Genomic DNA, 26091 nt, shown 5'->3' with positions numbered 1-26091 from the left:
TGGAACTCGAATAATGAACAGGATTTTCGCAACCTTCGGTATTTCGCTATGGATAGCGTTGCTGTCGCCGATGGTACAAGCGGCCAACCTCAAGGCGCTGGATGTTGCCGCGCTGCCGGGAGACCGCGTCGAGTTGAAGTTGTCATTCGATGGCGCGCCGCCGGCGCCCCACGGTTACACGACGGAGCAGCCTGCGCGGATTGCGCTGGATCTGCCTGGCGTGGTCAGTCAGTTGGCGAGCAAGACCCGTGATCTTGGTGGCGGCAACGCCCGCAGCGCCACAGTGGTGGAAGCCAAGGATCGCACACGGCTGATCATCAACCTGACTCAATTGACCCCGTATACCGCACGGGTCGAAGGCAACAACCTGTTCGTTGTGGTCGGGCGGGGAGGCAGTAACGCTGCCGCGCCTGCCGCCAGGCCTTCGCGGGTCGCCACGGCAACTGCGGCGCCGGCCAAGGCTTATGCGCCGGCGAGCAAGGCCATTCGCGGCGTGGATTTCCAGCGTGGAACCCAAGGCGAAGGCAACGTGGTCATCGACCTGTCGGACCCTTCCATCGCCCCGGACATTCAGGAGCGCGATGGCAGGATCGTCCTTAATTTTGCCAGAACCCAATTACCAGAACCTCTGCGAGTGCGCCTGGACGTCAAGGATTTCGCCACGCCGGTGCAGTTCGTCAACGCCAGTGCCACCGGTGATCGGGCGACCATCAGCATCGAGCCCAGCGGCGCCTTCGATTACTCGACCTACCAGACCGACAACAAGCTCACCGTCAGCATTCGCCCGATGACCGTCGATGACCTGCAAAAGCGCAACGCCGAACGTTTTGCCTACACCGGTGAAAAGCTCTCGCTGAACTTCCAGGACATTGACGTGCGCTCGGTGCTGCAACTGATCGCCGACTTCACCAACCTCAATCTGGTGGCCAGCGACACGGTGCAGGGCGGCATCACCTTGCGTCTGCAAAACGTGCCATGGGATCAGGCGCTGGACCTGGTGCTGAAAACCAAGGGGCTGGACAAGCGCAAGATCGGCAACGTGCTGCTGGTCGCGCCGGCCGACGAGATTGCCGCGCGCGAACGTCAGGAGCTGGAATCGCAGAAGCAGATTGCCGATCTGGCGCCATTGCGTCGTGAGCTGCTGCAGGTCAATTACGCCAAGGCGGCGGATATCGCCAAGTTGTTCACGTCGGTGACCAGTGCCGAGGCGAAAGTGGATGAGCGGGGTTCGATCACTGTCGATGACCGGACCAACAACATCATTGCCTATCAGACCCAGGATCGCCTCGACGAACTTCGCCGGATCGTCGCGCAACTGGACATCCCGGTGCGTCAGGTGATGATCGAGGCGCGAATCGTCGAAGCCAACGTCGACTATGACAAAAGCCTCGGCGTGCGCTGGGGTGGTTCGTTGCAGAACAAAGGCAACTGGAACACGTCCGGGGTCAGCAACGGCGCCGATGCTTCGTCGACCATCGGCACGCCCGGCAGCACCAGTACCAACTCGCCGTTCGTCGATATGGGCGCCGCCGCCAACACCTCGGGGCTCGGTATCGCCTTCATCACCGACAATGTGCTGCTGGATCTTGAACTGACCGCCATGGAGAAGACCGGCAACGGCGAAATCGTCTCGCAGCCCAAAGTGGTCACGTCCGACAAGGAAACCGCCAAAATCCTCAAGGGCACCGAGATCCCGTACCAGGAAGCCAGCTCCAGCGGCGCCACATCGGTGTCCTTCAAAGAGGCCTCGCTGTCGCTGGAAGTGACGCCGCAGATCACCCCGGACAACCGGATCATCATGGAGGTCAAGGTCACCAAGGACGAACCGGACTACCTGAACAAGGTCCAGGATGTACCGCCGATCAAGAAAAACGAGGTCAACGCCAAGGTCCTGGTCAATGACGGCGAGACCATCGTAATCGGTGGCGTTTTCTCAAATACTCAGAGCAAGGTTGTAGATAAGGTGCCATTTCTCGGCGATGTGCCGTATCTTGGCCGCCTTTTCCGGCGTGACGTGGTTTCGGAGAAAAAATCCGAGCTGCTGGTATTTCTCACTCCGCGTATCATGAACAACCAGGCGATTGCTGTGAGTCATTGATTCTGTGCGAAATTTGATTCTTGTTGGACCGATGGGGGCTGGAAAAAGCACCATCGGCCGGTTGCTGGCCAAAGAGCTGCGCCTGCCATTCAAAGATTCCGATAAGGAAATTGAATTGCGCACGGGCGCCAATATCCCATGGATCTTCGATAAGGAAGGCGAACCGGGCTTTCGCGACCGCGAGCAGGCGATGATTGCCGAGCTGTGCGATTGCGACGGCGTGGTGCTGGCGACCGGTGGCGGTGCAGTCATGCGCGAAGCCAATCGTCGGGCGCTGCGTGCCGGTGGTCGGGTGGTTTATCTGCACGCTTCCGTGGAGCAGCAGGTCGGCCGCACTGCCCGCGACCGCAATCGGCCACTGTTGCGTACTGCCGACCCGGCCAAGACCCTTCGGGATTTGCTGGAGTTGCGCGACCCGCTTTATCGGGAAATCGCCGACCTGGTGGTTGAAACGGATGAGCGGCCGCCGCGTATGGTGGTGCTCGATATTCTCGAGCGCTTGCAGCAACTGCCTCCCCGTTAAAGCGCAGCGCGAAATGCGCTATCCTCGGCGTCCTGCCACGATCGCTCAAGGTTGTGGCGGATGGCTACCGAACGGCGTCACACCATCAGATGCCCTGGATACTCGATAACTCAAGGCGGGACGCCTGATTTCATCTTCACTGTGGGGACACATGCAGACACTCAAGGTCGATCTAGGCGAGCGCAGCTACCCGATTCATATTGGCGAAGGTTTGTTGGATCAGCCTGAGCTGCTGGCCCCGCATATTCGCGGACGGCAAGTGGCGATCATCTCCAACGAAACCGTTGCGCCGCTCTATCTTGAACGTCTGACCCGCAGCCTTGCGCAGTATTCGGTGATTTCCGTGGTGCTGCCCGACGGCGAAGCCTTCAAGACCTGGGAAACCCTGCAACTGATTTTCGACGGCTTGCTGACCGCACGACACGACCGTCGCACGACCGTGATCGCCCTCGGTGGCGGCGTGATTGGCGACATGGCCGGGTTTGCCGCCGCCTGTTACCAGCGTGGCGTCGATTTCATCCAGGTTCCAACCACTCTGTTGTCGCAAGTCGACTCCTCGGTGGGCGGCAAGACCGGGATCAATCATCCGCTGGGCAAAAACATGGTCGGCGCGTTCTATCAGCCGAACGTGGTGCTGATCGATACCGCCTCCCTCAATACCCTGCCGGCCCGCGAGTTGTCCGCCGGGCTTGCTGAAGTCATCAAATACGGCTTGATCTGCGACGAGCCCTTCCTGACCTGGCTCGAAGAAAACGTCGATCGCCTGCGCGCCCTGGACCAGGTCGCCCTGACCTATGCCATCGAGCGCTCCTGCGCGGCGAAGGCGGCGGTGGTCGGCGCCGATGAAAAGGAAACCGGTGTTCGCGCCACGTTGAACCTGGGCCACACGTTCGGCCACGCCATCGAAACCCACATGGGCTATGGTGTCTGGCTGCATGGTGAAGCGGTCGCTGCCGGTACGGTAATGGCGTTGGAAATGTCCACGCGTCTGGGCTGGATCAGTGAGCAAGAGCGCGATCGCGGCATTCGCCTGTTCCAGCGTGCCGGCCTGCCGGTCATCCCGCCTGAAGAGATGACTGAAGCCGATTTTCTCGAACACATGGCAATTGACAAGAAAGTGATCGACGGTCGTTTGCGCCTGGTGCTGCTGCGCCACATGGGCGAAGCAGTGGTGACCGACGATTATCCGAAAGAGGTTCTACAGGCCACGCTGGGAGCGGATTACCGCGCCCTGGCTCAGCTTAAAGGTTAATAAGATCCCGATGACTAGTTTGCACGCCGACGAGGCTTTCCTCGGCCATTACCAGTTGAGTCATGACCCTTTTGCTCCACGGGTGCCTGGCTTCAAATTCTTCCCGGCCCAGCGCAAACCTGTGCTGGGTCAGCTGCACCACCTGGCCCGTTACAGCCAGTTGCTGCTGGTGGTCACCGGCCCGCAAGGCAGTGGCAAGACCCTGTTGCGTCAGGCCCTGGTGGCCAGCACCAATAAACAGTCCGTTCAAAGCGTGGTGGTTTCCGCCCGTGGCGCCGGTGATGCGGCGGGCGTGCTGCGTCAAGTGGCTCAGGCGCTGAACGTCACCGAGGCCGAGACCGGCGCGATACTGGCTCAGGTCGTGCAGCTCGCGCTGACCGGTCAGGAAGTCTATTTGCTGGTGGACGACGCCGAGCAGCTCGACGAGTCCGCGCTCGAAGCCTTGATGGAGCTGGCCGCCGGTGCGCCGGAAGGCCGCCCGCACGTGTTCCTGTTCGGCGAATCCTCGCTGATCGCTCAACTTGAGGCGCTGAGCCTTGAAGAAGAGCGCTTCCACGTCATCGAGCTGCAGCCTTACACCGAAGAAGAAACCCGCGAATATCTGGACCAGCGGCTCGAAGGTGCTGGACGGGGTATCGAACTTTTCACCGCAGAACAGATCTCTGATATTCACGAAAGCTCCGACGGCTGGCCTGGCAACATCAACCAGGTTGCCCGCGATGCAATGATCGAAGCCATGATTGCCAGCCGCTCAGCGGTCAAGCGTCCAAGTATGGGGTTCAACATGCCGAAGAAACACGTATTGGCGATTTCCGCCGTCGTCGTGGTCGCGGTAGCCGCCGCCTGGTTGATGCCGGGTCGCAGCAAAGCACCGACCACCGGCGCACCTGCCAACGAACAGGCGCAACTGCCGCTCGGGCAGGGCACGCCACAACCTAACAGCGGCGGCGCACCAGCCGTGGAATTCGCCGGTAATTCGCAACCGATGCCATTGCCGTTGGTCGGCAACTCGCAGCCGGTCATGCGTGGCCCGCTGGCTGAAGCCGCCGGTGGCATTGCCGAGGGCGACGATGGCGTGCCGGTAGAGGGTTCCAGCGCTACACCGCCGACCGTGACCACCATCGCGCCTCCTGCGGGCATCCAGGCCGGTCCTGCGCCGACGCCAGCCGCCAAGCCGACGCCAGCGCCTGCACCAGCGCCGACTCAGGTCGCGACGGCCAAGCCGGTTCCGACTACGCCTGCAGCGAAGCCGGCACCAGCGCCTGCGCCAGCCAAGCCTGCGGCCGTCGCAACCGCCAAGCCTGCCGAGAAACCTGCGGCTGCGGCCAAGGCTGCCGGCGGCACCTGGTACGCCGGTCAGGCTCCGGGTAACTACGTGGTGCAGATCCTCGGCACCAGCTCCGAGGCGACCGCGCAAAACTTCGTGAAAGAGCAGGGCGGCGAGTACCGTTATTTCAAGAAAGTCCTCAACGGCAAGCCGCTTTACGTCATCACTTACGGTAACTTCGCCAACCGCGATGCAGCCGTTACCGCCATCAAGGCCTTGCCAGCGAAGGTTCAGGCTGGTAAACCTTGGCCTCGCACTGTCGCCAGCGTCCAACAGGAACTGGCAACAACTCGCTGAAGATTCGGCGGCCTTACCCAGGCCGCCTCTCCCGGCACCTCAAAATTTCTACAAGCGCATGCCGCCTCTACAGGCCGCGTGCCTTGTGGTGTCTGCGTCACAGTAGTCTTTGAGTCGTTGCAGTCAAAATTAAAAAAGTTTTGACTAGCACAGCAGATCGCTTTAAACCTTTCACAAATGCGACATAGATTTGCGACATTTCGTCGTCAAATTTGTGAGCCTCTGTGTCGGTGTGTACAATGACCTCCCTTTTGCCCCCGCAAAGCTGGCGTACGTTCGGCGCGGATGGTAAGTGGTTGAATTGAAAAGAAATTTGCCTCGATAAGAGGCAGCCTGGTGAGAAAGTGTCTATGAAAGCAGGTCTGTACCAACCAGATGAATTCAAGGATAACTGCGGTTTCGGCCTGATAGCCCATATGCAGGGCGAGCCCAGTCATACCCTTTTGCAAACGGCCATCGAGGCCCTGACCTGCATGACCCACCGCGGTGGGATCAACGCCGACGGCAAGACCGGTGACGGTTGCGGTCTGCTGATTCAAAAGCCGGACGTGTTCCTGCGAGCCATCGCCCAGGAAACCTTCGGCGTCGAACTGCCCAAGCAATATGCGGTGGGCATGGTCTTCTTCAACCAGGACCCGGTCAAAGCCGAAGCCGCTCGCGAGAACATGAACCGCGAGATCCTGGCCGAAGGCCTGACCCTGGTCGGCTGGCGCAAAGTGCCGATCGACACCAGCGTCCTCGGCCGCCTGGCCCTTGAGCGCCTGCCGCAGATCGAGCAGGTCTACATCGGCGGTGAAGGCCTGAGCGATCAGGACATGGCGATCAAGCTGTTCAGCGCCCGTCGTCGCTCGTCCGTGGCCAACGCCGCCGACGTCGATCACTACATCTGCAGCTTTTCGCACAAGACCATCATCTACAAAGGCCTGATGATGCCGGCGGATTTGACCGCCTTCTATCCAGACCTCAGCGATCAGCGCCTGCAAACCTCGATTTGCGTGTTCCACCAGCGCTTTTCCACCAACACCCTGCCGAAATGGCCGCTGGCCCAGCCATTCCGCTTCCTCGCCCACAACGGCGAGATCAACACCATCACCGGCAACCGCAACTGGGCCCAGGCCCGTCGCACCAAGTTCACCAACGATCTGATGGATCTGGAAGAACTCGGCCCGCTGGTGAACCGCGTCGGTTCCGACTCCTCCAGCATGGACAACATGCTCGAGCTGATGGTCACCGGTGGCATCGACCTGTTCCGTGGCGTGCGGATGATCATTCCGCCTGCGTGGCAGAACGTCGAAACCATGGACCCGGACCTGCGTGCGTTCTACGAATACAACTCGATGCACATGGAACCGTGGGACGGCCCGGCCGGCGTGGTAATGACCGACGGTCGTTACGCGGTGTGCCTGCTCGACCGTAACGGTCTGCGTCCGGCGCGTTGGGTCACCACCAAGAACGGTTTCATCACCCTGGCGTCGGAAATCGGTGTCTGGAACTACCAGCCTGAAGACGTGATCGCCAAGGGCCGCGTTGGCCCGGGCCAGATCTTTGCCGTGGACACCGAAACCGGCCAGATCCTCGACACCGACGCGATCGACAACCGTCTGAAGTCCCGTCATCCGTACAAGCAATGGCTGCGCAAGAATGCCCTGCGCATCCAGGCGACCATGGAAGACAACGACCACGGTTCGGCGTTCTACGATGTCGATCAGCTCAAGCAGTACATGAAGATGTATCAGGTCACGTTCGAAGAGCGCGACCAAGTGCTGCGTCCGCTCGGCGAACAAGGCTACGAAGCCGTTGGCTCCATGGGCGACGATACGCCGATGGCCGTGCTGTCCCAGCGCGTGCGCACGCCGTACGACTATTTCCGCCAGCAGTTCGCGCAGGTGACCAACCCGCCGATCGACCCGCTGCGTGAAGCCATCGTCATGTCGCTGGAGATCTGCCTCGGTGCCGAGCGCAACATCTTCCAGGAGTCGCCGGAACACGCCTCGCGCGTAATCCTCAGCTCGCCGGTCATTTCCCCGGCCAAGTGGCGCTCGCTGATGAACCTCGATCGTCCGGGCTTCGAGCGCGCGATCATCGACCTCAACTACGACGAAAGCGTCGGCCTCGAAGCTGCCGTGCGCAACGTCGCCGATCAGGCTGAAGAAGCCGTTCGCGCCGGTCGCACCCAGATCGTCCTGAGCGACCGTCACATTGCACCGGGCAAGTTGCCGATCCACGCTTCCCTGGCCACCGGCGCGGTACACCACCGCCTGACCGAAAAAGGCCTGCGTTGCGACTCCAACATCCTGGTGGAAACCGCCACCGCACGCGACCCGCACCACTTTGCGGTGTTGATCGGCTTCGGCGCCTCGGCGGTCTATCCGTTCCTGGCTTATGAAGTGCTGGGCGACCTGATCCGTACCGGTGAAGTGCTGGGCGACCTCTATGAGGTGTTCAAGAACTACCGCAAAGGCATCACTAAAGGCCTGCTGAAGATCCTGTCGAAGATGGGTATCTCGACCATCGCCTCGTACCGTGGTGCACAGCTGTTCGAAGCGATCGGCCTGTCCGAGGAAGTCTGCGACCTGAGCTTCCGTGGCGTGCCGAGCCGCATCAAGGGCGCACGTTTCGTCGACATCGAAGCCGAGCAGAAAGCCCTCGCCGCCGAAGCCTGGAGCCCGCGCAAGCCGATCCAGCAAGGCGGCCTGCTGAAGTTCGTCCACGGTGGCGAATATCACGCCTACAACCCGGACGTGGTCAACACCCTGCAAGCCGCTGTGCAGCAGGGCGACTACAGCAAGTTCAAGGAATACACGTCGCTGGTGGACAACCGTCCGGTGTCGATGATCCGCGACCTGTTCAACGTCAAGACGCTGGCCACGCCGCTGGACATCAGCGAGATCGAACCGCTGGAATCGGTGCTCAAGCGCTTTGACTCCGCCGGCATTTCGCTTGGCGCACTGTCGCCGGAAGCTCACGAAGCCCTGGCCGAAGCCATGAACCGCCTCGGTGCGCGTTCCAACTCCGGCGAAGGCGGCGAAGACCCGGCGCGCTACGGCACCATCAAGAGCTCGAAAATCAAGCAAGTCGCGACAGGCCGTTTCGGTGTGACCCCGGAATACCTGGTCAACGCTGAAGTGCTGCAGATCAAGGTTGCCCAGGGCGCCAAGCCCGGCGAAGGCGGTCAACTGCCAGGCGGCAAGGTCAACGGTCTGATCGCCAAGCTGCGTTACGCAGTGCCGGGCGTGACCCTGATTTCGCCGCCGCCGCACCACGACATCTACTCGATCGAAGACTTGTCGCAGCTGATTTTCGACCTGAAACAAGTCAACCCGAAAGCGCTGGTCTCGGTGAAGCTGGTAGCAGAAGCGGGCGTCGGCACCATCGCCGCCGGTGTGGCCAAGGCCTATGCGGACTTGATCACCATTTCCGGCTACGACGGCGGCACCGGTGCATCGCCGCTGACCTCGATCAAATACGCGGGCGCTCCGTGGGAACTCGGCCTGGCCGAAACCCACCAGACCCTGCGTGGCAACGACCTGCGCGGCAAAGTCCGGGTACAGACCGACGGCGGCCTGAAAACCGGCCTCGATGTGATCAAGGCGGCCATCCTCGGCGCTGAAAGCTTCGGTTTCGGCACCGCGCCAATGATTGCCCTGGGTTGCAAATACCTGCGTATCTGCCACCTGAACAACTGCGCCACCGGCGTCGCGACTCAGAGCGAGAAGCTGCGCAAGGATCACTACATCGGCACCGTCGACATGGTGGTGAATTTCTTCACCTACGTCGCCGAAGAAACCCGTGAGTGGCTGGCCAAGCTGGGCGTGCGCTCCCTCGAAGAGCTGATCGGTCGCACCGATCTGCTGGAAGTCCTCGAAGGCCAGACCGCCAAGCAGAACCACCTGGACCTGACCCCGTTGCTGGGCAGCGATCACATCCCGGCAGACAAGCCTCAGTTCTGCCAGGTCGACCGCAACCCGCCGTTCGACAAAGGCCTGCTGGCCGAGAAAATGATCGATATGGCCACCTCGGCCATCAACGACATGAGCGGCGCCGAATTCGCGCTGGATATCTGCAACTGCGACCGTTCGATCGGCGCGCGGATCTCCGGTGAAATCGCGCGCAAGCACGGCAACCAAGGCATGGCGAACGCGCCGATCACCTTCCGCTTCAAAGGGACGGCCGGTCAGAGCTTCGGTGTGTGGAACGCCGGCGGTTTGAACATGTACCTGGAAGGCGATGCCAACGACTACGTCGGCAAAGGCATGACCGGTGGCAAACTGGTCATCGTTCCGCCGAAGGGCAGCGCCTACAAGACTCAGGACAGTGCCATCATCGGCAACACCTGCCTGTACGGCGCCACCGGCGGCAAGTTGTTCGCTGCCGGCACTGCGGGCGAGCGTTTCGCAGTGCGTAACTCCGGTGCTCACACCGTGGTGGAAGGCACTGGCGATCACTGCTGCGAGTACATGACCGGTGGTTTCGTCTGCGTCCTGGGCAAAACCGGTTACAACTTCGGCTCAGGCATGACCGGCGGTTTCGCCTACGTGCTCGACCAGGACAACACCTTCGTTGACCGGGTCAACCACGAACTGGTGGAAATCCAGCGGATCAGCGGCGAAGCGATGGAAGCCTACCGTAGCCACCTGCAACGCGTGCTGAACGAGTACGTCGAGGAAACCGACAGCGAGTGGGGTCGTGAACTCGCAGAAAACCTCGATGACTACCTGCGCCGTTTCTGGTTGGTCAAGCCCAAGGCTGCCAGCTTGAAAACGTTGCTTTCCAGCACCCGTGCCAACCCGCAGTGATATGCGCCTGAAGAGTTTGATGAGGTTTTAACAATGGCTGAACGTCTGAATAACGACTTCCAGTTCATCGACGTCGGGCGCAAAGATCCGAAGAAGAAACTGTTGCGTCAACGCAAGAAAGAGTTCGTGGAGATCTACGAACCCTTCAAACCCCAGCATTCGGCCGATCAGGCCCACCGCTGCCTGGGTTGCGGTAACCCGTATTGCGAATGGAAGTGCCCGGTGCACAACTTCATTCCGAACTGGCTGAAACTGGTGGCCGAGGGCAACATCCTCCAGGCCGCCGAGCTGTCGCACCAGACCAACACCCTGCCGGAAGTCTGCGGCCGGGTGTGCCCGCAGGATCGTCTGTGCGAGGGTGCCTGCACCCTCAACGACGGCTTCGGCGCGGTGACCATCGGTTCGGTCGAGAAGTACATCACCGACACCGCGTTCGCCATGGGCTGGCGCCCGGACATGTCCAAGGTCAAGCCGACCGGCAAACGTGTCGCGATCATCGGCGCAGGCCCGGCCGGCCTCGGTTGTGCCGACGTGCTGGTACGCGGCGGCGTGACCCCGGTGGTGTTCGACAAGAACCCGGAAATCGGCGGTCTGCTGACCTTCGGCATCCCGGAGTTCAAGCTGGAAAAGACCGTGCTGAGCAATCGCCGCGAAGTCTTCACCGGCATGGGCATCGAGTTCCGCCTGAACACCGAAGTGGGCAAGGACGTGTCCGTCGAGCAACTGCTCGAAGAATACGATGCCGTGTTCATGGGCATGGGCACCTACACCTACATGAAGGGCGGCTTTGCCGGTGAAGACCTGCCGGGCGTGCATGACGCGCTGGACTTCCTGATCGCTAACGTCAACCGCAACCTGGGCTTTGAAAAGTCGCCGGAAGATTTCGTCGACATGAAAGGCAAGAAGGTTGTGGTACTGGGCGGCGGTGATACGGCGATGGACTGCAACCGTACGTCGATCCGCCAGGGCGCCAAGTCGGTGACCTGTGCGTATCGTCGTGACGAAGCGAACATGCCTGGCTCGCGCAAAGAGGTGAAGAACGCCAAGGAAGAAGGCGTGAAATTCCTCTACAACCGCCAGCCGATCGCCATCGTGGGTGAAGACAAGGTTGAAGGCGTGAAGGTGGTCGAGACCCGTCTCGGCGAGCCGGACGCCCGTGGCCGTCGCAGCCCCGAGCCGATCCCGGGCTCCGAAGAGATCATCCCGGCCGACGCCGTGGTCATCGCTTTCGGTTTCCGTCCAAGCCCGGCGCCGTGGTTCGAGCAGTTCAGCATCCAGACCGACAGCCAGGGCCGCGTAGTTGCGCCTGAACAAGGTCAGTTCAAGCACCAGACCAGCAACCCGAAAATCTTCGCCGGTGGCGATATGGTTCGCGGTTCCGACCTGGTGGTGACGGCGATCTTCGAAGGCCGCAATGCGGCTGAAGGGATCCTGGATTACCTGGGCGTCTGATCGCACTCCAACATTGGAATGCAACCCCTGTAGGAGCTGGCTTGCCAGCGATAGCATCACTTCGGTCTGACTGACAGACCGAGGTGTCCGCATCGCCGGCAAGCCAGCTCCTACAGTGCTTTGTGGTGTTGCGAAGATGTGGTTCCCCCGCGACAAATTGACCCGATAGACAAAAGGCTGACCTGCATCCGTGCCTTTTGCGTCGAGCTCTGAGAAAATGCCCGCACTTTTTTTCCGGATGCCGACATGACTGCCCTGAAGAACGACCGTTTCCTTCGCGCCCTGCTCAAGCAACCTGTAGACGTTACCCCTGTGTGGATGATGCGTCAGGCCGGTCGCTACTTGCCTGAATACCGCGCCAGCCGTGCCAAGGCCGGCGACTTCATGAGCCTGTGCATGAACCCGGCGTTCGCTTGCGAAGTCACCATGCAACCGCTCGACCGCTATCCGCAACTGGACGCGGCAATCCTGTTCTCCGACATCCTCACCATCCCGGACGCCATGGGCCAGGGCCTGTACTTCGAAACCGGTGAAGGTCCGCGCTTCAAAAAAGTCGTCAGCACGATGGCCGACATCGAAGCCCTGCCGATTCCTGATCCGCACAAAGACCTCGGTTACGTGATGGACGCGGTCAGCACCATCCGCCGCGAACTGAACGGCCGTGTACCGCTGATCGGTTTCTCCGGCAGCCCATGGACCCTGGCCACCTATATGGTTGAAGGCGGTTCGTCGAAAGACTTCCGCAAGACCAAAGCCATGCTCTACGACAACCCGCAAGCCATGCACCTGCTGCTGGACAAGCTGGCGCAGTCGGTGACCTCGTACCTCAACGGCCAGATCATGGCCGGCGCGCAAGCGGTGCAGATCTTCGACACGTGGGGCGGCAACCTGTCGGCGGCGGCGTACCAGGAATTCTCCCTGGCCTACATGCGCAAAATCGTCAGCGGCCTGATCCGCGAACACGAAGGCCGCAAGGTTCCGGTCATCCTGTTCACCAAGAACGGCGGCCTGTGGCTGGAAAGCATCGCTGATGCCGGTGCTGATGCGCTGGGCCTGGACTGGACGTGCGATATCGGCAATGCCCGGGCTCGCGTTGGCGACAAAGTTGCCTTGCAAGGCAACATGGACCCGACCGTGCTCTACGCCAAACCGGAAGCCATTCGTACCGAAGTCGGACGGATCCTCGCCAGCTACGGCAAGGGCAGCGGCCACGTGTTCAACCTGGGTCATGGCATTACGCCGGAAGTCGATCCGGAACATGCGGGTGCGTTCCTGCGCGCGGTGCATGAGCTGTCGGCGCAGTATCACGAGTAGTCCTCGCAGGTTCCATCAAGCCTGTCCGGCCAACGCCGGGCAGGCTTTTTTTTGTCTGAAATACCGTGTGCCAGCCTAATCCGTTTCATCCTGTAAGAATGTTTTCTCTCTTTGTCAGACAACTGAAGAGAGAGAGTAATCCCCATGCAAGCGGAGACTTGTCCTACATAGAATTCGTGCTCATCTCAGTAAGGTTTCAGACCTTCGTCCGGTGCAACCCACCGAACGAGATTACGAACAGCGGCGTCCTTGTGGCGCCTTAATTTTCGATAAGTAGTCTGGAACACACTCATGAAAAAGACCTTCTACAAGGGAGGTGCGCTAAGCGCATGCTCCTCTTCAATGATCCTGTTATCGGCAATGTTGGCGTCTCAAACTGTTTCGGCCCATGGCTATATGGAAGTGCCGCCTTCGCGCGCACTGCTGTGCCAGAAAGGGGTGAACACCAACTGTGGTTCCGCGCAATACGAGCCTCAAAGTGTTGGCGAAACATTCAAAGGTTTTCCGGCTGGTACAGGCGGTGCGCCTTTGCAAGGGCCGATCGATGGCAAGATTCCAAGTGGCGGTCATCCATCGTTCTCCGCTATGGATGCTCAGTCCGCTACCCGTTGGCAATTAACGGAAATCAAAGACCGCAACATCGATTTCCAATGGCGCTACACCCAGGCTCACCCGGCCACCAAGCATGAGTACTTCATCACTCGCAACGGCTGGAACGTTAACGAATCCCTCAAGCGCGCCTCGTTCGAAAGCACCCCGTTCTGCGTCGTCGAGGGGAATCATCAGCTGCCGGTGTCCGGCGCCAAACACAACTGCAACATTCCTGGCGACAAATCCGGTCAGCACGTGATTCTCGGGATCTGGACCGTCGGTGATACCGACGCGGCGTTTTACAACGCTGTCGATGTGAACATCCTCGGCGAACCGTCGTTGCCCGGTGGCTGGTCTTCCGTTGGCGGCATCACGCCATCGGCCCAATTGCAGATCGGCGACAAGGTCAAGGCCCGTGCATTCTCTGCCAACGGTGTCAGCCCGAATTACGACGTCGAGATCTCCATCGACACTGCCGAGGAAGGCTCGCCGAACAACTGGGCGTTCAAACTCGCAGAAAAAATCAACAGCACCCAATCGCTTATCCGTGCCGGTATTCGTGATGAGAGCGGCAACATCGAACCGGTCCGGGGTAACAACACCCTCTACGCCCAGAAAGAAAGCGGCGTAACCCGATTCGAAGTTCAGCTGGACATGAAGGAAGACACCGCCGCGCGTATGTCGGTGGCCTCCCAGCAAGCCGAATACGTTCTGGACAAAGGCCTGGCCAACGTCCAGTTCAGCATGATCTCGAACCGTGCGATGAACGTCGAAGCGACCTTGTTCGACGAGAACAACAAGCCGGTCGGTTCCGTCGCGAAGCAGGTAGACAGCGGTCCGACCTGGCTGACCATGGATGTTCGCAGCAATCCCGGCAAACACACCCTGACGCTGGTCGGCACCACGCTGGATGGTCGCACCACTCGCCAGGACACCCAGCCCACCCACATGACCGGTGAAGGCGCGGGCATCGAGCACGACTTCGTGTTCCCCGAAGGCATCAGCGAGTACACCGCCGGCACCAAAGTGCTGCAACCGAAGACCAATGAAATCTTCGAATGCAAGCCATTCCCCGCGTCCGGTTACTGCAAGCAATACACCCCGACGGCCAACGGCTTTGAGCCCGGTGTAGGGGGGCACTGGCACATGGCGTGGGACAAAATCTAAGTCTCTCGTAACACTTCAGGCGATCCGGAACAGGATTGCCTGAAGGCTTATCTTCCTGTTGAAAAATCGAGTTGAAAATGACGGTTTCGGGTTACTCCACCCAACGCGTATGGCTGCACTGGGTGTCGGCGGCGGTGATTATCTGGACGCTGGTGTCGGGGTTCTATGTGGCCTTTGTGGACGTGCCAGCCCGCGTCGGTGAGCGGGTTGCCTTTATCAATGTGTCGCTGACGACGGTGTTCATCCCGTTTTTTGTCTGGCGGCTGTTTATTTTTGTCGTTCACGCCCGGCAGACGAGCGTGAACACTTTGTCGCCCATGGAAAAACTCGCGCTGTTTGCCCACACGCTGATCTACCTGACGGTGACTGTCGTGCTGGTGACCGGTGTGTTGATGATGGACCGCCCGATTGATGTATTCGGGTGGGTCGATATTGTGCAGCCGCTGAGTGATCCAGCGCTTATCGCGCTGTTTGTCACCATGCACGTTTGGTCATGCCTGGTGCTTTCACTGCTGATCGCGATGCATGTCGGTGCGGTGATTTTCCATGAACTGTGCGGTCACCGCGTACTGCGGCGAATGTCCTTGTGCAGCAATGTTCGCAGTGACCGCACCGAGTGAACGGGCGGCTCTGTACCCTCGGCCTGCTGCTGGTGACAGTCGCGTACGGAGCCTTTCTGGTGTGGCAAGAGTGGGGGTTTCGTCAAAGCCGTGTCGCACCAATGCCCACCGTTGCAACGATAGCGACGCCACCGTCCCCTGCACCTCTGGATACCACTGCGGTGGCGACGGTGCTCGGTCTGACGGCGGGAGCCACGTTGTTGGCCAGCGCCGAGCCGCTGACCCTGCAGGCCAGTTTTGTCCTGGCCACAGGGTTGTCCAGAGCGCTGCTGGCAGACGCTCAAAGCTCGCGGATTTATCAGGTGGGCGATCCGTTGCCGGGTGGCAGCGTCCTGCGTCGCGTCGAGGCGGATAGGGCGGTGTTGTGGAACAAGGGGCGAGAAGAAGTGCTGACGCTGCAGACGTCTGCCACGCAGCTCTTGCGTCGATTAGACGCGCAAACCGAGGCTCCGGCCCCCGCGACTCCTGCGCATTTTCTACGCCCGCTCTCCGGGCCGTCAGAGTGATCAACCCATGAACTTTTCCATCAGCGCGAAGGCGTTGCGCATCCTGCTTTTTCTCGCCGCGTTGGCGCTGTCACTCTTTCACGGTGCGGTACGGGCCGAGGAAGAAAAATGGCAACTGGCGATGAACAATGCCGAGCTGCGCGACATCGTCGAGGAAATCTCCACCATTCTCGGGACCACGGTGGTGCTTGATCCCAGAGTCTCCGGGCGCATCACCGTCATGTCCCGTCAGGCCCTCGACCGCGAAGGTGTTCGCCGATTGTTTTATTCGGTGCTGGATGCCCACAACTTCACGGTCATCGACGAGGGTGACCGGATCCTGATTACGCCGGTCACCGAAGCGAAAACCCGCGCCGGCCAAGGCATTGCAAAAAACGCCACGGCTTCGCAATTCATCACCCAGGTCGTCGAACTGAACACCAGCAGCGCTTCCGACATTGCCGGCCTGGTTCGGCCGCTGGTGTCGGCCAACGGCTATGTCGGTCCTTCGGTGTCAGCCAATGCGCTGGTGGTCACCGATACTGCGGCCAATGTGAACCGTATCGCGCAGGTGGTCCGGCAACTGGATTCCGGGCAGAACAACCAGCATGCCGTGGTGCAAATGCAGCACGCACAGGCTGCTGATGTGGCGACTGTGATGGAGTCCTCGCTGGGCAAACGCAGCGCTGATACGGCGATCCAGGTGCTGGCCGACGCCAGAACCAATCGGCTGATCCTCATTGGTCCACCGTCGGTTCGCCAGCGCCTGATCGACCTCGCACGCCGTCTCGATACCCCCGCGACCGCCACCCTCGACAATGCGCGGGTGATTCGCCTGCGTCACAGCGATGCCAGGCAATTGGCCGAAGTCCTCGAAACGATGGGGCAGGGCCGAAAGCCGGCAACGGCCGTCGGTGGCGCCCGGGATAACTCAGCCGGCACGACGTTCATGATCAAGGCCGACGAAAGCCAGAATGCGCTGGTGCTGATCGCCGAACCGGCGCAAATCCGCACCATCGAGGACATCGTGCGTCAGTTGGACCAGCCTCGGGCGCAGGTGCTGATCCATGCCGCCATCGTCGAGATTTCCGGGGACATCGCCGAGGCCGTGGGTGTTCAGTGGAGCGTCAGCGGCAGCGATGCAAAAGGCTTCATCAACTTTCCCGGCACCGATATTCCGATCATCGGCGGGTTGAACTTTGACGAGAAAAAATCCGCGCCGGAAGGGGCCGTCCTGCGACTGGGTAGTGACCGCTTCGGCGCGTTGGTTTCGGCGCTGGCCAGCAACACCCGCAGCAACCTGCTGTCCACGCCGAGCCTGCTGACCCTGGACAATCAGGAGGCAGAAATCATCGTCGGCCAAAACGTCCCGTTCAAGACCGGCTCCTACGCCACCAACAGCAACGGCGCGGAAAATCCGTTTACCACCGTCGAGCGCAAGGACGTGGGCATCAGCCTGAAGATCAAGCCGTACATCAACGAAGGCTCGACGTTGCGCCTGGAGGTCGCGCAGGAAGTGTCGGACATCGCGCCTTCGGTATCGGGCATCGATTCTTCGGACCTGATCACCAACAAACGTGCGCTCAAGAGCACGATCCTGGCGGACGATGGCGAAATCATCGTCATCGGCGGGCTGATCAGGGACAGCGTCCGCACCCAACAGAGCGGGGTGCCGTTGCTGCGCGACATTCCCTACCTCGGTGCGCTGTTTCGCTGGACCCGCGACACCCAGACCAAAAGCAACCTGATGGTGTTTTTGCGGCCGACCATCGTGCGCAGCAAGGAAGACCTGTCAGACGTCAGCCAGCAGCGTTACAACGCGCTGCGTGAATTGAGCAAGCCCGGCGCGCGAGGGAACAACTCCTTGCTGCTGCCGGCCGAGGCGCGTCAATTGTTCGACCCCGCGCCCGACGCCCCCGTGTTCGATTTGCGTAAATCAGCGGCGGAATCGCCATGAGCGAGTCGCGTGAATCCCTCCAGCCATTGCCCTTCGGTTTCGCCCGGCGTTTCGGCGTACTGCTGGAGCACGACGGGCCGGGCTCAAGCCTTGTACTGCGCGCCAATACGCCGCTCACGGCCCTGTCGGAAGCCCGTCGGGCAAGCGCTCGGAATCTGTCGATGCGGGTGCTTGAGCCTGATGTATTCGCCGCACGTCTGGCCGTCGCTTATCGCGAAGGTCAGAGCGCAGCCGAGCAAGTTGCCCAAGGGCTGGACGAAGAGCTGGACCTGCTCAGCCTGGTCGATCAAGTCCCGCAAACCGCCGACCTGCTGGAGCAGCAGGGCGACGCGCCGATCATCCGGTTGATCAACGCACTGCTCAGCGAAGCGGTGCGCGAGCACGCGTCGGACGTGCACCTGGAAACTTTCGAGCAATACCTGTCGGTACGCATGCGCGTCGACGGGCAATTGCGCGAAATGTTCAGGCCCCGACGTGAACTGGCCACCTTGCTGGTGTCGCGGATCAAGGTCATGGCGCGCCTGGACATTGCTGAAAAACGGGTCCCGCAGGATGGTCGAATGGCCCTGCGACTGGCCGGGCACGAAGTCGATGTGCGGGTCTCTACGCTGCCTTCGGCCCACGGCGAACGGGTGGTGCTGCGCCTGCTCGACAAGCAGGCCGGGCGCCTGGAATTGCCGCGACTCGGCATGCCTGCCGATACCCTCGCCGCGTTGCGCCAGTTGCTCGCAAAACCTCACGGCATTCTGCTGGTAACCGGGCCTACCGGTTCCGGCAAGACCACCAGTCTGTACGCCGCGCTGAGCAGCCTGAACGATCAGACACGCAACATTCTCACGGTCGAAGACCCCATCGAATATCACCTGCCGGGTGTGGGGCAGATGCCGGTCAATCCGAAAGTGGACATGACGTTTGCCCGCGGCTTGCGGGCGATCTTGCGACAGGATCCGGACGTGGTGATGGTCGGCGAAATCCGTGATCGCGAGACGGCGGAAATCGCCGTCCAGGCATCGCTGACCGGGCACCTGGTGCTCTCGACGTTGCACACCAACAGTGCCGTCGGTGCAGTGACGCGGCTGGTGGACATGGGCGTCGATGCCTACCTGCTGGCGTCGTCGCTGGTGGGCATTCTGGCCCAGCGTTTACTGCGCACGTTGTGTCCTCATTGCAAGACGGCGTACAGCGCCGATGAGGCTACATGCGAGCGCCTCGGGCTCGATTCGGCAGCGCCGGCGCAGCTGTTCAGGGCAGTGGGATGCGACCAGTGTCAGCACGGTTATCGCGGGCGGATCGGGATCTACGAGCTGATCAGCGTGACGCCCGCCGTCTCGGTTCTGATTCATCAAGGTGCGAGCGAACAGGCGTTGATAGAAGAGACGCGCAAGGTCTCCCGCAGCCTGTTTCAGGACGGTCGCCAGCGGGTGCTGGAGGGCGCGACCAGCCTCGACGAATTACTGCGCGTGACCCAGGAGGACTAGCGAGTGCCGACGTTCGATTACCGCGCTGACGACGCCCGGGGCCGACGCTGCAAAGGCCGACTGGAGGCCGACGGCCCGCGACATGCCCGGCAGCTGATGCGCGAGCGCGGCTTGTGGCCGCGTGAGTTGAGCGAGGTCAGGGCAGGTGGCGACACCGGGACGCAGCCTCGCAGCGGACGTCTGAGCGTGGCGGATCTGGCGCTGTTGACCTTGCAGCTGTCCACCCTCGTTCAGGCAGGGCTACCTCTGGAGGAAGCCCTTGAAGCGGTGACGAAGCAGAGCGCAAAGCGCAAGGTTGCCGGTCTGTTGTCGGCGGTCAGGAGTCGGGTGATGGAAGGTCATGCCCTGTCGACGGCGCTGGCTCAATTTCCCAAGGCGTTCCCCGAATTGTTCCGCGCCACCGTCGCGGCTGGCGAACGTTCCGGTCACTTGGGGCATGTGCTGGAACAACTGGCCGCTTACACCCAGGCCCGCCAGGCGTCGCGGCAGAAAATCCAGATGGCCCTGGTGTACCCGTTGATCCTGATGTTGGCCAGTGTCGCGATTGTTGGTTTTCTGCTCGGCTACGTGGTGCCGGACGTGGTGAAGATCTTCGTCGACAGTGGCCAGCCGTTGCCCTGGCTGACGCAGGCGCTGATTGCCCTCAGCAATGGGCTGCGCAATCACTTTCTGCTGTTGATGGGCGTGCTGGCGACGTTGCTCGGCCTCTGGCGCTGGAGCCTGCGCCAGCCGGCCTGGCGCCTGCGCTGGCATCGTCTCGCGTTGAAACTGCCGGTCATGGGCGAAGTGCTGCGGGCGATGGAAGCCGCGCGGTTCGCCAGCACGCTGGCGATCCTCGGCAAAAGTGCAGTGCCATTGGTGGACGCGCTGGAGATCGCGGCGGCCGTCATCGGCAACCTGACCATCCGCAGCCGCATGGCCGATGTCGCGCGCTCGGTCCGTGAAGGTGGAACGCTGACTCGCGGCCTGGAACTGAGCGGCGACATCCCGCCGATGATGCTGCACATGATCGCCAGCGGCGAACGTGCCGGTGAACTCGATCGCATGCTGGTGCGGGCCGCCGAACAGCAAGAAAGCAGCCTGGCGGCGCGTATCGCACTGGTCGTGAGCCTTTTTGAACCGGCCATGCTGGTGCTGATGGGCGGCGTGGTGCTGCTGATCGTCATGGCCATCCTCCTACCGATTCTCAGCCTCAACCAATTGGTGAATTGACCCATGAATGCAGCACAGAGAAACAGTCCTCGCGCTCAGCGCGGTTTTACCCTGATCGAAATCATGGTGGTGGTCGTCATCATCGGCGTGCTGGGGGCCATCGTGGTGCCGCAGTTCATGAGCCGTCCCGACCAGGCCAAAGTCACCGCCAGCAAAATTGATCTCCAGGCCATCGCTACGGCCCTCGAAATGTATCGCCTCGACAACTTCAACTACCCCTCGACACAGCAGGGGCTGGAAGCCTTGAGCAAACAACCTTCCGGCCTGCCGGCGGCGAGGAACTGGAACCCTCAGGGTTATCTGAAAAGCCTGCCGGTCGATCCGTGGAACACGCCCTATCAGTACCTCAATCCCGGTGTGCATTCGGTGGACGGCAGCTATGACTTGTATTCCCTCGGTTCCGATGGCGTGAAGGGTGGCGAAGGGCATGCGGCCGATATCGGCAACTGGGGCGACTGACTCATGCGCCAGCGTTGTCGGGGATTCACCTTGCTCGAACTGATGATCGTGATTGTTTTGATCGGCGTGCTGTTGGGCATGGTGAGCTTCGCCACCGGGTCGAATCCGGCGAGTCAGGCCCGGCAGGAAGGGCACGGGATCGTGGGCGTGATTCAACAGTTGCGCGAACGCGCAGTGCTCGATGGCCAGGAGTTCGGCCTGCGGCTGAGTGTCGAGGGTTATCGGGTGATGAGGCTCGATGTTCAGGGCTGGGAACCGTTGGCGGCTTTTTATCGATGGCCCGAAAACGTGCGGCTACGGCTTGAACAGGACGGTCATCCGGTAACCCTTGGCGCCGACGATGGACCTCCTCAGTTGCTGATGTTCAGCAACGATGAAACCAGCGTCTTTACGCTGACGTTTGGCAGCGACAAAAAGACGTGGCTCAGCCTGTCCAGCGATGGCCTTGGCCAGGTGGTGATCGATGGCTAGCCGGCCGTTTGCTTCACGCATGCGTGGTTTCACCTTGCTGGAAATCATGGTGGCCCTGGCGATCTTTTCGACGCTGGCGGCTGCCGTGCTGTCGGCGAGCCAATACGTGCTCAGGCAAACCGGCGCGGTCGAGGAACGGCTCTTCGCCGCGTGGCTGGCAGACAACCATCTGAATGAACTGCGCCTGCAAACCGGATGGCCCCTCGACCAGCAACAACGGATCGTGTCGATGGATCGCCGCGACTGGTTGCTGCGCCAGCGCATCAGCGTTTCGTCCGACCCGCGCCTGCTCAAGGTCGATGTTGACGTCAGCCTTTCCGGGCGCGAGCAAACCGTATACCGCGCCAGTGGCTGGATACCTCATCGTGATGAATAAGCAGAGCGGTTTCACTTTGCTGGAACTGGTCATCGCCATGGCGATCTTCGCGTTGCTGGGCCTGGCCAGTTGGGGGCTGTTCGATGGCGTGGTGCGCGTGCAACGAGGGACGACGGCGCATGAGCGTGAGTTCCGAAGCCTGCAACGGGCGGTGGCGGTGATCGAACGGGATGTGCTGCACGCCACCGATCAACCTGTCGTGCTCCAGCAATCGGTGTTGCAGTTGCAGCGCAGCCATTGGCGCAACCCTTTGGACCAGCCGCGCAGCGAGCGCCAGTTGCTGACCTATCGACTCGATAACGGCACGCTGTGGCGTGAAAGTCAGGGGGAGGGGGGGCCGATCGTGCAGCGGCAAAAACTGCTGGGCGATGTTCGAGACTTGAGTTGGCGGGTGTTTGACGCACAGTCCGGTTGGCGCAGCGATTGGCCATCCGGGCGGGGCGTGAAGCGGCCGATGGCGGTGGAAGTGCAATTCTCTACGGGCCGTTTCGAGGCGATTCGTCGGGTATTGCTGTTGCCCGGCGCGTTGCCATGAGGAGGCATCAACGCGGCATCGCGTTGATCAGCGTGTTGCTGGTCATGAGTCTGGCGTTGTTGATCACCAGCGGCTTGCTGCGCAGTCATCGCCTGTCGCTACACAGCAGCGGCCAGGCCTTGCAGCACATTCAAATGCGCCAACTCGCCGTTGCGGGGGAAAGCTGGGCGCTTTTGCGCTTGCGGGACGCGGCGCAGGGCTCGCAAAAAACCGTCGACCTGACCCAGGACTGGGCGCGGATGACTCCCGACTTCGACGTCGAAGGTGCGCAGATCCGCGTTGATATCGAGGACCTCGCCGGGCGCTTCAATCTCAACGCATTGTTGACTCAGGGGCAGACCGACCAAGTCACCCTCAACCGCTGGGCGCGCTTGCTCGACGTGCTGGATCTCCCACCGCTGCAACTTGCTCAGGTGGGAGCGTTCCGAGAACTGAGCCAACTGCGCCTGCTGCCGGGGGTTGACGCTCATGTGCTGCGTCAACTTGAGCCTTGGGTGGCGATGTTGCCCGGCCACGCAACGCTGAACGTCAACACGGCCCCGGCATTGGTGCTGAGGACGCTCGATGACGTGGACGCGACCACGGCTGCGGCGCTGGTTCGTCAGGCTTCGACGACGGGATGGGCCAGCGTACAGGCCTTTACGCAAGACCCGCTGCTCTCCGGTGCAGGCCTGAGCAGTCATGGACTTGGCACCGGCAGCCGCTGGTTCCGCATCACGGTGCAGGTCACTCAGGGACAGCGCCGTTTGCGGCTGGCCACGGAGGTCGAACGCGACGCCGACACCCACCAACTCAACGTCCTGCAACGACGCCTTCTTCCTTCGACTGCCCACGAGATGCCGCGATGAATACCTGGCTTTACCTGACCGCCGAGGGCCTGGGCGAACCGTCGGCAGACTGGCCTTGCTGCGTCTGGTCCTCGACTCGGCAACGCCAGTCCATGCCCTTGAATCAAGCGGCACAGGTGCTGAACGGGCAGGCGGTGGACCTGCTGCTGCCCATGGAGTTGTGCAGTTGGGTGCGTAGCGATCCGTGGCCTTCCAAACGCCAGCCCGGCGCGCAAGCCGTCGCGTTTGCCGTGGAAGATCAATTGAGCGAGGCGTTGGAAAAGCTGCACCTGAGCATCGGCGCTCGCGATCAGGAAGGGCGTTATCCGGTCATGGTGATCGACCGTCAGCGGTTTGCCGCGATGCTCGCGTTATTGGCCGAAGAGGGCGTCGAGGTGCGTTCGGTGTTCGTCGATGCCGATGTCTTGCCCCTGGATCAGGCACTCGGTGTTTGGTGGTTCGGTCGATGGCTGGTTGGCGGAGGGCTGCCGGCCCGCCTGGCGTTGACGGACGACGGGTTGACGTTGCTGGGACCGGCCTTGCCCGCGGGGATTCAATGGGTCGACGAGCGTCAGGGTGCGACGGATGTCGATCAATACCTGGCCCACCGTCCCGCGCAGGCCATCAATCTGCTGCAAGGCGAATTCGCCCTGCGCAACAAACGTCTGCCCTGGCGCCTCGGCGGTTTGACGATCCTCACGTTGCTGTTGCTGACCTGGGGCGCCAGCGCTGCGCGAATCCATTTTCTGGAGAGTGAAACACGCAGGCTCTACAGCCAGAACGAGCAACGGTTCAAGACGCTTTACCCCGAGCAGAGCCGTATCGTCGATCTGGCAACGCAGCTCAACACGCTTCAACAGCAGACCGCCGAGCCGCAGCGCACACGCGTCGCCGAGCTGGTGACGCTGGTCGAGCAAGTGATCGGCGCAAGCAATGTCGAGGTCCGGCGTATTGAGTTTCGTGCCGGCGATGGCTGGAAAATCCAGCTGAGCGCCAACAGCTTTGCCGAGCTGGAACAACTGCGCGAGCGCGGGCGACAACAAGGCGTGCCACTGCGGCTCGACAGTGCGAGCAAAGAGCGCGACCGCGTGCAGGCGACCCTTACAGTGGAGGACCGCGCATGAAAGCGGCCTGGCAACGGCTGTCCCTTCGCGAGCAACGACTGTTGCTGGCCATGGGCGCATTTTTATTGGCTGTCGTGGCGTTCAGCCTGATCTGGCAACCGACACGCCAACGCCTGGAAACCATGGAACGCCAGCACCAACAGCAACTGGCCGTGTCTGCGCAACTGCAACGGGCACAACCGCGAAGCCCCCCGCCCGTCGTCAGCCATCAGTCGTTGTCGCTGCGTGTCAGCGAAAGCGCCACAGAAGCGGGGCTTGAGATCCATCAGATGGACACCGACAACGACGTGTTGCGCCTGACCCTCAGCGGCGACGCGAAGGCGTTGCTGCAATGGCTGGACCGCACCGAACGTGACGGCGTCGCCTTGCAATCGCTGACCCTGGAAAAGCGCGATGCGGTGCTTGAGGCGCGGGTGGTGCTCAGGTAGTCGAACCGTTCCCCGGCAGCAGCGGCAGGCGGGCCAGTTTCAACGCAACCAGCAACGCCACCACCAGCAGCGCACCGATAAACACGCCAATCCCGTTCCACCCGCCGAGGTGCCAGAACACACCGCCCGCCGTACCGGCAATGCTCGACCCGGCGTAGTAACTGAACAAGTACAACGACGATGCCTGACCCTTGGCCTTTGTGGCGCGGCGGCCGATCCAGCTGCTGGCCACCGAGTGCGCACCGAAGAAGCCGAAGGTGAAAATCAGCATGCCGATGATCACCACGGGCAGCGGCGTGAGCATGGTCAGGGCGAGACCGGCGAGCATCAGCACGATGGTCGACCAGAGCATTTTGCGGCGTCCGAGTTTGTCGGCCAGCGAACCGATTTTCGCCGAGCTGTAGATGCCCGACAGGTACACCACCGACAGCAGCCCGACAAAGGCCTGGTCCATGTGGTACGGCTCGGCCAGCAGGCGATAGCCGATGTAGTTGAAGAGCGTGACGAACGCGCCCATCAGCACAAACGCTTCTAGGAACAACAGCGGCAAACCGGCGTCGCGAAAGTGCATGGTGAAACCGTCGAGCAGGCTGCGCGGGTGCAGCGAACGGGCGCGGAAGTTGCGCGATTCGGGAAGAATTTTCCAGAACACCGCCGCCGCGATCAGCGCCAGGCCGCCGATCACCAGCATCGCCGTGTGCCAGCTGACGAAGTCGATCAACACCCCGGTAATCAAGCGCCCGCACATCCCGCCAATCGCGTTGCCACCGATGTACAGGCCCATCGCCAGGCCGATGTGTTGCGGGTGGATCTCTTCGCTCAGGTAGGTCATGGCGACCGCCGCCAGGCCACTCAACGACAACCCGATCAACGCACGCATCACCAGCACGCCGTGCCAGCTCGGCATCATGGAACTGGCGATGGTGCACAGCGCCGCGGCAAACAGCGCCGCCACCATCACCGGTTTGCGCCCGACCCGGTCGGAGATCGGCCCGGTGATCAGCAGGCCGATAGCGAGCATGGCCGTGGCCACCGACAGAATCAGGCTGCTCTGCGCCGCGTTGATCGAATATTCGTGGGACAGCAGCGGCATCATCGGTTGCACGCAATACAGCAGCGCGAAGGTCGCAAAGCCGCCGGAGAACAGCGCCAGTACCGTGCGCATGAACATCGGCGTGCCCTTTTCGATGTAGATCTCCTTCAGTTCAGAGACGGCATCGTCCAGCGCGGCGGGCGGAACTTCATGGGCGAGTGGGGCGACAGCAGTTTTCACTTCAGACCTCGGGGGAACGCAGCCGGTCA

21 protein-coding genes are annotated in these 26091 nt (G+C 61.3%); 20 read left to right on the top strand and 1 reads right to left on the bottom strand.

Annotation, left to right across the window (positions count from 1 at the left end; genetic code table 11):
- Window positions 1–13: 13 nt before the first annotated feature.
- The 20 genes from pilQ (at window position 14) to gspM (ending at window position 24789) form a co-directional block, all read left to right on the top strand.
- Window positions 14–2098 carry a type IV pilus secretin PilQ gene (pilQ, locus tag KGB27_RS09830; protein WP_008041855.1) on the top strand — a complete coding sequence of 695 codons (2085 nt, stop codon included), beginning with the start codon at window positions 14–16 and terminating at the stop codon, window positions 2096–2098.
- 4 nt (window positions 2099–2102) lie between these two features.
- Window positions 2103–2621: a shikimate kinase AroK gene (gene aroK, locus KGB27_RS09825; RefSeq protein ID WP_032828585.1), complete on the top strand. Its 519-nt coding sequence runs from the start codon at window positions 2103–2105 to the stop codon at window positions 2619–2621.
- 151 nt (window positions 2622–2772) lie between these two features.
- Window positions 2773–3873 (top strand): 3-dehydroquinate synthase, encoded by a 1101-nt coding sequence (aroB, locus tag KGB27_RS09820; RefSeq protein WP_008041853.1) that lies wholly within the window; start codon window positions 2773–2775, stop codon window positions 3871–3873.
- Between the two features lie 10 nt (window positions 3874–3883).
- Entirely contained in the window at window positions 3884–5497 is a 1614-nt protein-coding gene (locus KGB27_RS09815) for an AAA family ATPase (RefSeq protein ID WP_223554202.1), read from the top strand.
- A 350-nt stretch (window positions 5498–5847) separates the two neighbouring features.
- Window positions 5848–10293 carry a glutamate synthase large subunit gene (gltB, locus tag KGB27_RS09810; protein WP_223554200.1) on the top strand — a complete coding sequence of 1482 codons (4446 nt, stop codon included), beginning with the start codon at window positions 5848–5850 and terminating at the stop codon, window positions 10291–10293.
- 33 nt (window positions 10294–10326) lie between these two features.
- Window positions 10327–11745 carry an FAD-dependent oxidoreductase gene (locus KGB27_RS09805; RefSeq protein ID WP_192226859.1) on the top strand — a complete coding sequence of 473 codons (1419 nt, stop codon included), beginning with the start codon at window positions 10327–10329 and terminating at the stop codon, window positions 11743–11745.
- A 246-nt stretch (window positions 11746–11991) separates the two neighbouring features.
- The gene (hemE, locus tag KGB27_RS09800) at window positions 11992–13059 is read left to right on the top strand and encodes a uroporphyrinogen decarboxylase (protein WP_008025187.1); all 1068 of its coding nucleotides are present in this window, start codon (window positions 11992–11994) and stop codon (window positions 13057–13059) included.
- Between the two features lie 291 nt (window positions 13060–13350).
- On the top strand, window positions 13351–14817 hold the full coding sequence (gene gbpA / locus KGB27_RS09795; protein ID WP_223554198.1) for an N-acetylglucosamine-binding protein GbpA: 1467 nt from the start codon (window positions 13351–13353) through the stop codon (window positions 14815–14817).
- A gap of 77 nt (window positions 14818–14894) precedes the next feature.
- Window positions 14895–15437, top strand: a complete 543-nt coding sequence (locus KGB27_RS09790; protein WP_223554196.1) for a cytochrome b — start codon at window positions 14895–14897, stop codon at window positions 15435–15437.
- 101 nt (window positions 15438–15538) lie between these two features.
- Window positions 15539–15943, top strand: a complete 405-nt coding sequence (locus KGB27_RS09785) for a type II secretion system protein N (protein ID WP_317850701.1) — start codon at window positions 15539–15541, stop codon at window positions 15941–15943.
- A gap of 7 nt (window positions 15944–15950) precedes the next feature.
- Window positions 15951–17879, top strand: a complete 1929-nt coding sequence (gspD, locus tag KGB27_RS09780) for a type II secretion system secretin GspD (RefSeq protein WP_223554191.1) — start codon at window positions 15951–15953, stop codon at window positions 17877–17879.
- Window positions 17876–19357: a type II secretion system ATPase GspE gene (gene gspE, locus KGB27_RS09775; protein ID WP_223554190.1), complete on the top strand. Its 1482-nt coding sequence runs from the start codon at window positions 17876–17878 to the stop codon at window positions 19355–19357. Before gspD ends, gspE begins: the two co-directional genes overlap by 4 nt.
- 3 nt (window positions 19358–19360) lie before the next feature.
- Window positions 19361–20569, top strand: coding sequence for a type II secretion system inner membrane protein GspF (gene gspF / locus KGB27_RS09770; RefSeq protein ID WP_223554188.1), 1209 nt, complete (start codon window positions 19361–19363; stop codon window positions 20567–20569).
- Window positions 20570–20572: 3 nt separating this feature from the next.
- Window positions 20573–21028: a type II secretion system major pseudopilin GspG gene (gene gspG, locus KGB27_RS09765; RefSeq protein WP_207284680.1), complete on the top strand. Its 456-nt coding sequence runs from the start codon at window positions 20573–20575 to the stop codon at window positions 21026–21028.
- A 3-nt stretch (window positions 21029–21031) separates the two neighbouring features.
- A complete protein-coding gene (gspH, locus tag KGB27_RS09760; RefSeq protein ID WP_223554186.1) occupies window positions 21032–21499 on the top strand; it encodes a type II secretion system minor pseudopilin GspH in 468 nt (155 codons plus the stop codon).
- Entirely contained in the window at window positions 21492–21875 is a 384-nt protein-coding gene (gene gspI / locus KGB27_RS09755) for a type II secretion system minor pseudopilin GspI (protein ID WP_223554183.1), read from the top strand. Before gspH ends, gspI begins: the two co-directional genes overlap by 8 nt.
- On the top strand, window positions 21868–22410 hold the full coding sequence (locus KGB27_RS09750) for a type II secretion system protein GspJ (RefSeq protein WP_223554181.1): 543 nt from the start codon (window positions 21868–21870) through the stop codon (window positions 22408–22410). Before gspI ends, KGB27_RS09750 begins: the two co-directional genes overlap by 8 nt.
- Window positions 22407–23258, top strand: a complete 852-nt coding sequence (locus KGB27_RS09745; RefSeq protein ID WP_223554179.1) for a type II secretion system protein GspK — start codon at window positions 22407–22409, stop codon at window positions 23256–23258. The genes KGB27_RS09750 and KGB27_RS09745 overlap by 4 nt, the downstream gene beginning before the upstream one ends.
- On the top strand, window positions 23255–24361 hold the full coding sequence (gene gspL / locus KGB27_RS09740; RefSeq protein WP_223554177.1) for a type II secretion system protein GspL: 1107 nt from the start codon (window positions 23255–23257) through the stop codon (window positions 24359–24361). The genes KGB27_RS09745 and gspL overlap by 4 nt, the downstream gene beginning before the upstream one ends.
- Complete coding sequence (gene gspM / locus KGB27_RS09735) at window positions 24358–24789, top strand: type II secretion system protein GspM (RefSeq protein WP_223554175.1); 432 nt, start codon at window positions 24358–24360, stop codon at window positions 24787–24789. The genes gspL and gspM overlap by 4 nt, the downstream gene beginning before the upstream one ends.
- On the opposite strand, the gene KGB27_RS09730 is transcribed toward gspM, so the two are convergent.
- Window positions 24782–26014 carry an MFS transporter gene (locus KGB27_RS09730; protein WP_225609813.1) on the bottom strand — a complete coding sequence of 411 codons (1233 nt, stop codon included), beginning with the start codon at window positions 26012–26014 and terminating at the stop codon, window positions 24782–24784. The two genes, gspM and KGB27_RS09730, sit on opposite strands and share 8 nt — an antisense overlap.
- Window positions 26015–26091 lie beyond the last annotated feature (77 nt).

Origin of the sequence: Pseudomonas sp. BF-R-01 (assembly GCF_019946615.1) — a bacterium.
GTDB classification, from domain to species: Bacteria; Pseudomonadota; Gammaproteobacteria; order Pseudomonadales; family Pseudomonadaceae; genus Aquipseudomonas; species Aquipseudomonas migulae.
This window is presented reverse-complemented; position numbering and strand designations above follow the sequence as displayed.

Bases quoted from the DNA above. Each gene is read 5' to 3' on its own strand.
- pilQ (WP_008041855.1), top strand. From the start codon at position 14: ATGAACAGGATTTTCGCAACCTTCGGTATTTCGCTATGGATAGCGTTG.
- aroB (WP_008041853.1), top strand. From the start codon at position 2,773: ATGCAGACACTCAAGGTCGATCTAGGCGAGCGCAGCTACCCGATTCAT.
- KGB27_RS09815 (WP_223554202.1), top strand. From the start codon at position 3,884: ATGACTAGTTTGCACGCCGACGAGGCTTTCCTCGGCCATTACCAGTTG.
- gltB (WP_223554200.1), top strand. From the start codon at position 5,848: ATGAAAGCAGGTCTGTACCAACCAGATGAATTCAAGGATAACTGCGGT.
- KGB27_RS09805 (WP_192226859.1), top strand. From the start codon at position 10,327: ATGGCTGAACGTCTGAATAACGACTTCCAGTTCATCGACGTCGGGCGC.
- hemE (WP_008025187.1), top strand. From the start codon at position 11,992: ATGACTGCCCTGAAGAACGACCGTTTCCTTCGCGCCCTGCTCAAGCAA.
- gbpA (WP_223554198.1), top strand. From the start codon at position 13,351: ATGAAAAAGACCTTCTACAAGGGAGGTGCGCTAAGCGCATGCTCCTCT.
- KGB27_RS09790 (WP_223554196.1), top strand. From the start codon at position 14,895: ATGACGGTTTCGGGTTACTCCACCCAACGCGTATGGCTGCACTGGGTG.
- KGB27_RS09785 (WP_317850701.1), top strand. From the start codon at position 15,539: ATGCCCACCGTTGCAACGATAGCGACGCCACCGTCCCCTGCACCTCTG.
- gspD (WP_223554191.1), top strand. From the start codon at position 15,951: ATGAACTTTTCCATCAGCGCGAAGGCGTTGCGCATCCTGCTTTTTCTC.
- gspE (WP_223554190.1), top strand. From the start codon at position 17,876: ATGAGCGAGTCGCGTGAATCCCTCCAGCCATTGCCCTTCGGTTTCGCC.
- gspG (WP_207284680.1), top strand. From the start codon at position 20,573: ATGAATGCAGCACAGAGAAACAGTCCTCGCGCTCAGCGCGGTTTTACC.
- gspH (WP_223554186.1), top strand. From the start codon at position 21,032: ATGCGCCAGCGTTGTCGGGGATTCACCTTGCTCGAACTGATGATCGTG.
- gspI (WP_223554183.1), top strand. From the start codon at position 21,492: ATGGCTAGCCGGCCGTTTGCTTCACGCATGCGTGGTTTCACCTTGCTG.
- KGB27_RS09750 (WP_223554181.1), top strand. From the start codon at position 21,868: ATGAATAAGCAGAGCGGTTTCACTTTGCTGGAACTGGTCATCGCCATG.
- KGB27_RS09745 (WP_223554179.1), top strand. From the start codon at position 22,407: ATGAGGAGGCATCAACGCGGCATCGCGTTGATCAGCGTGTTGCTGGTC.
- gspL (WP_223554177.1), top strand. From the start codon at position 23,255: ATGAATACCTGGCTTTACCTGACCGCCGAGGGCCTGGGCGAACCGTCG.
- gspM (WP_223554175.1), top strand. From the start codon at position 24,358: ATGAAAGCGGCCTGGCAACGGCTGTCCCTTCGCGAGCAACGACTGTTG.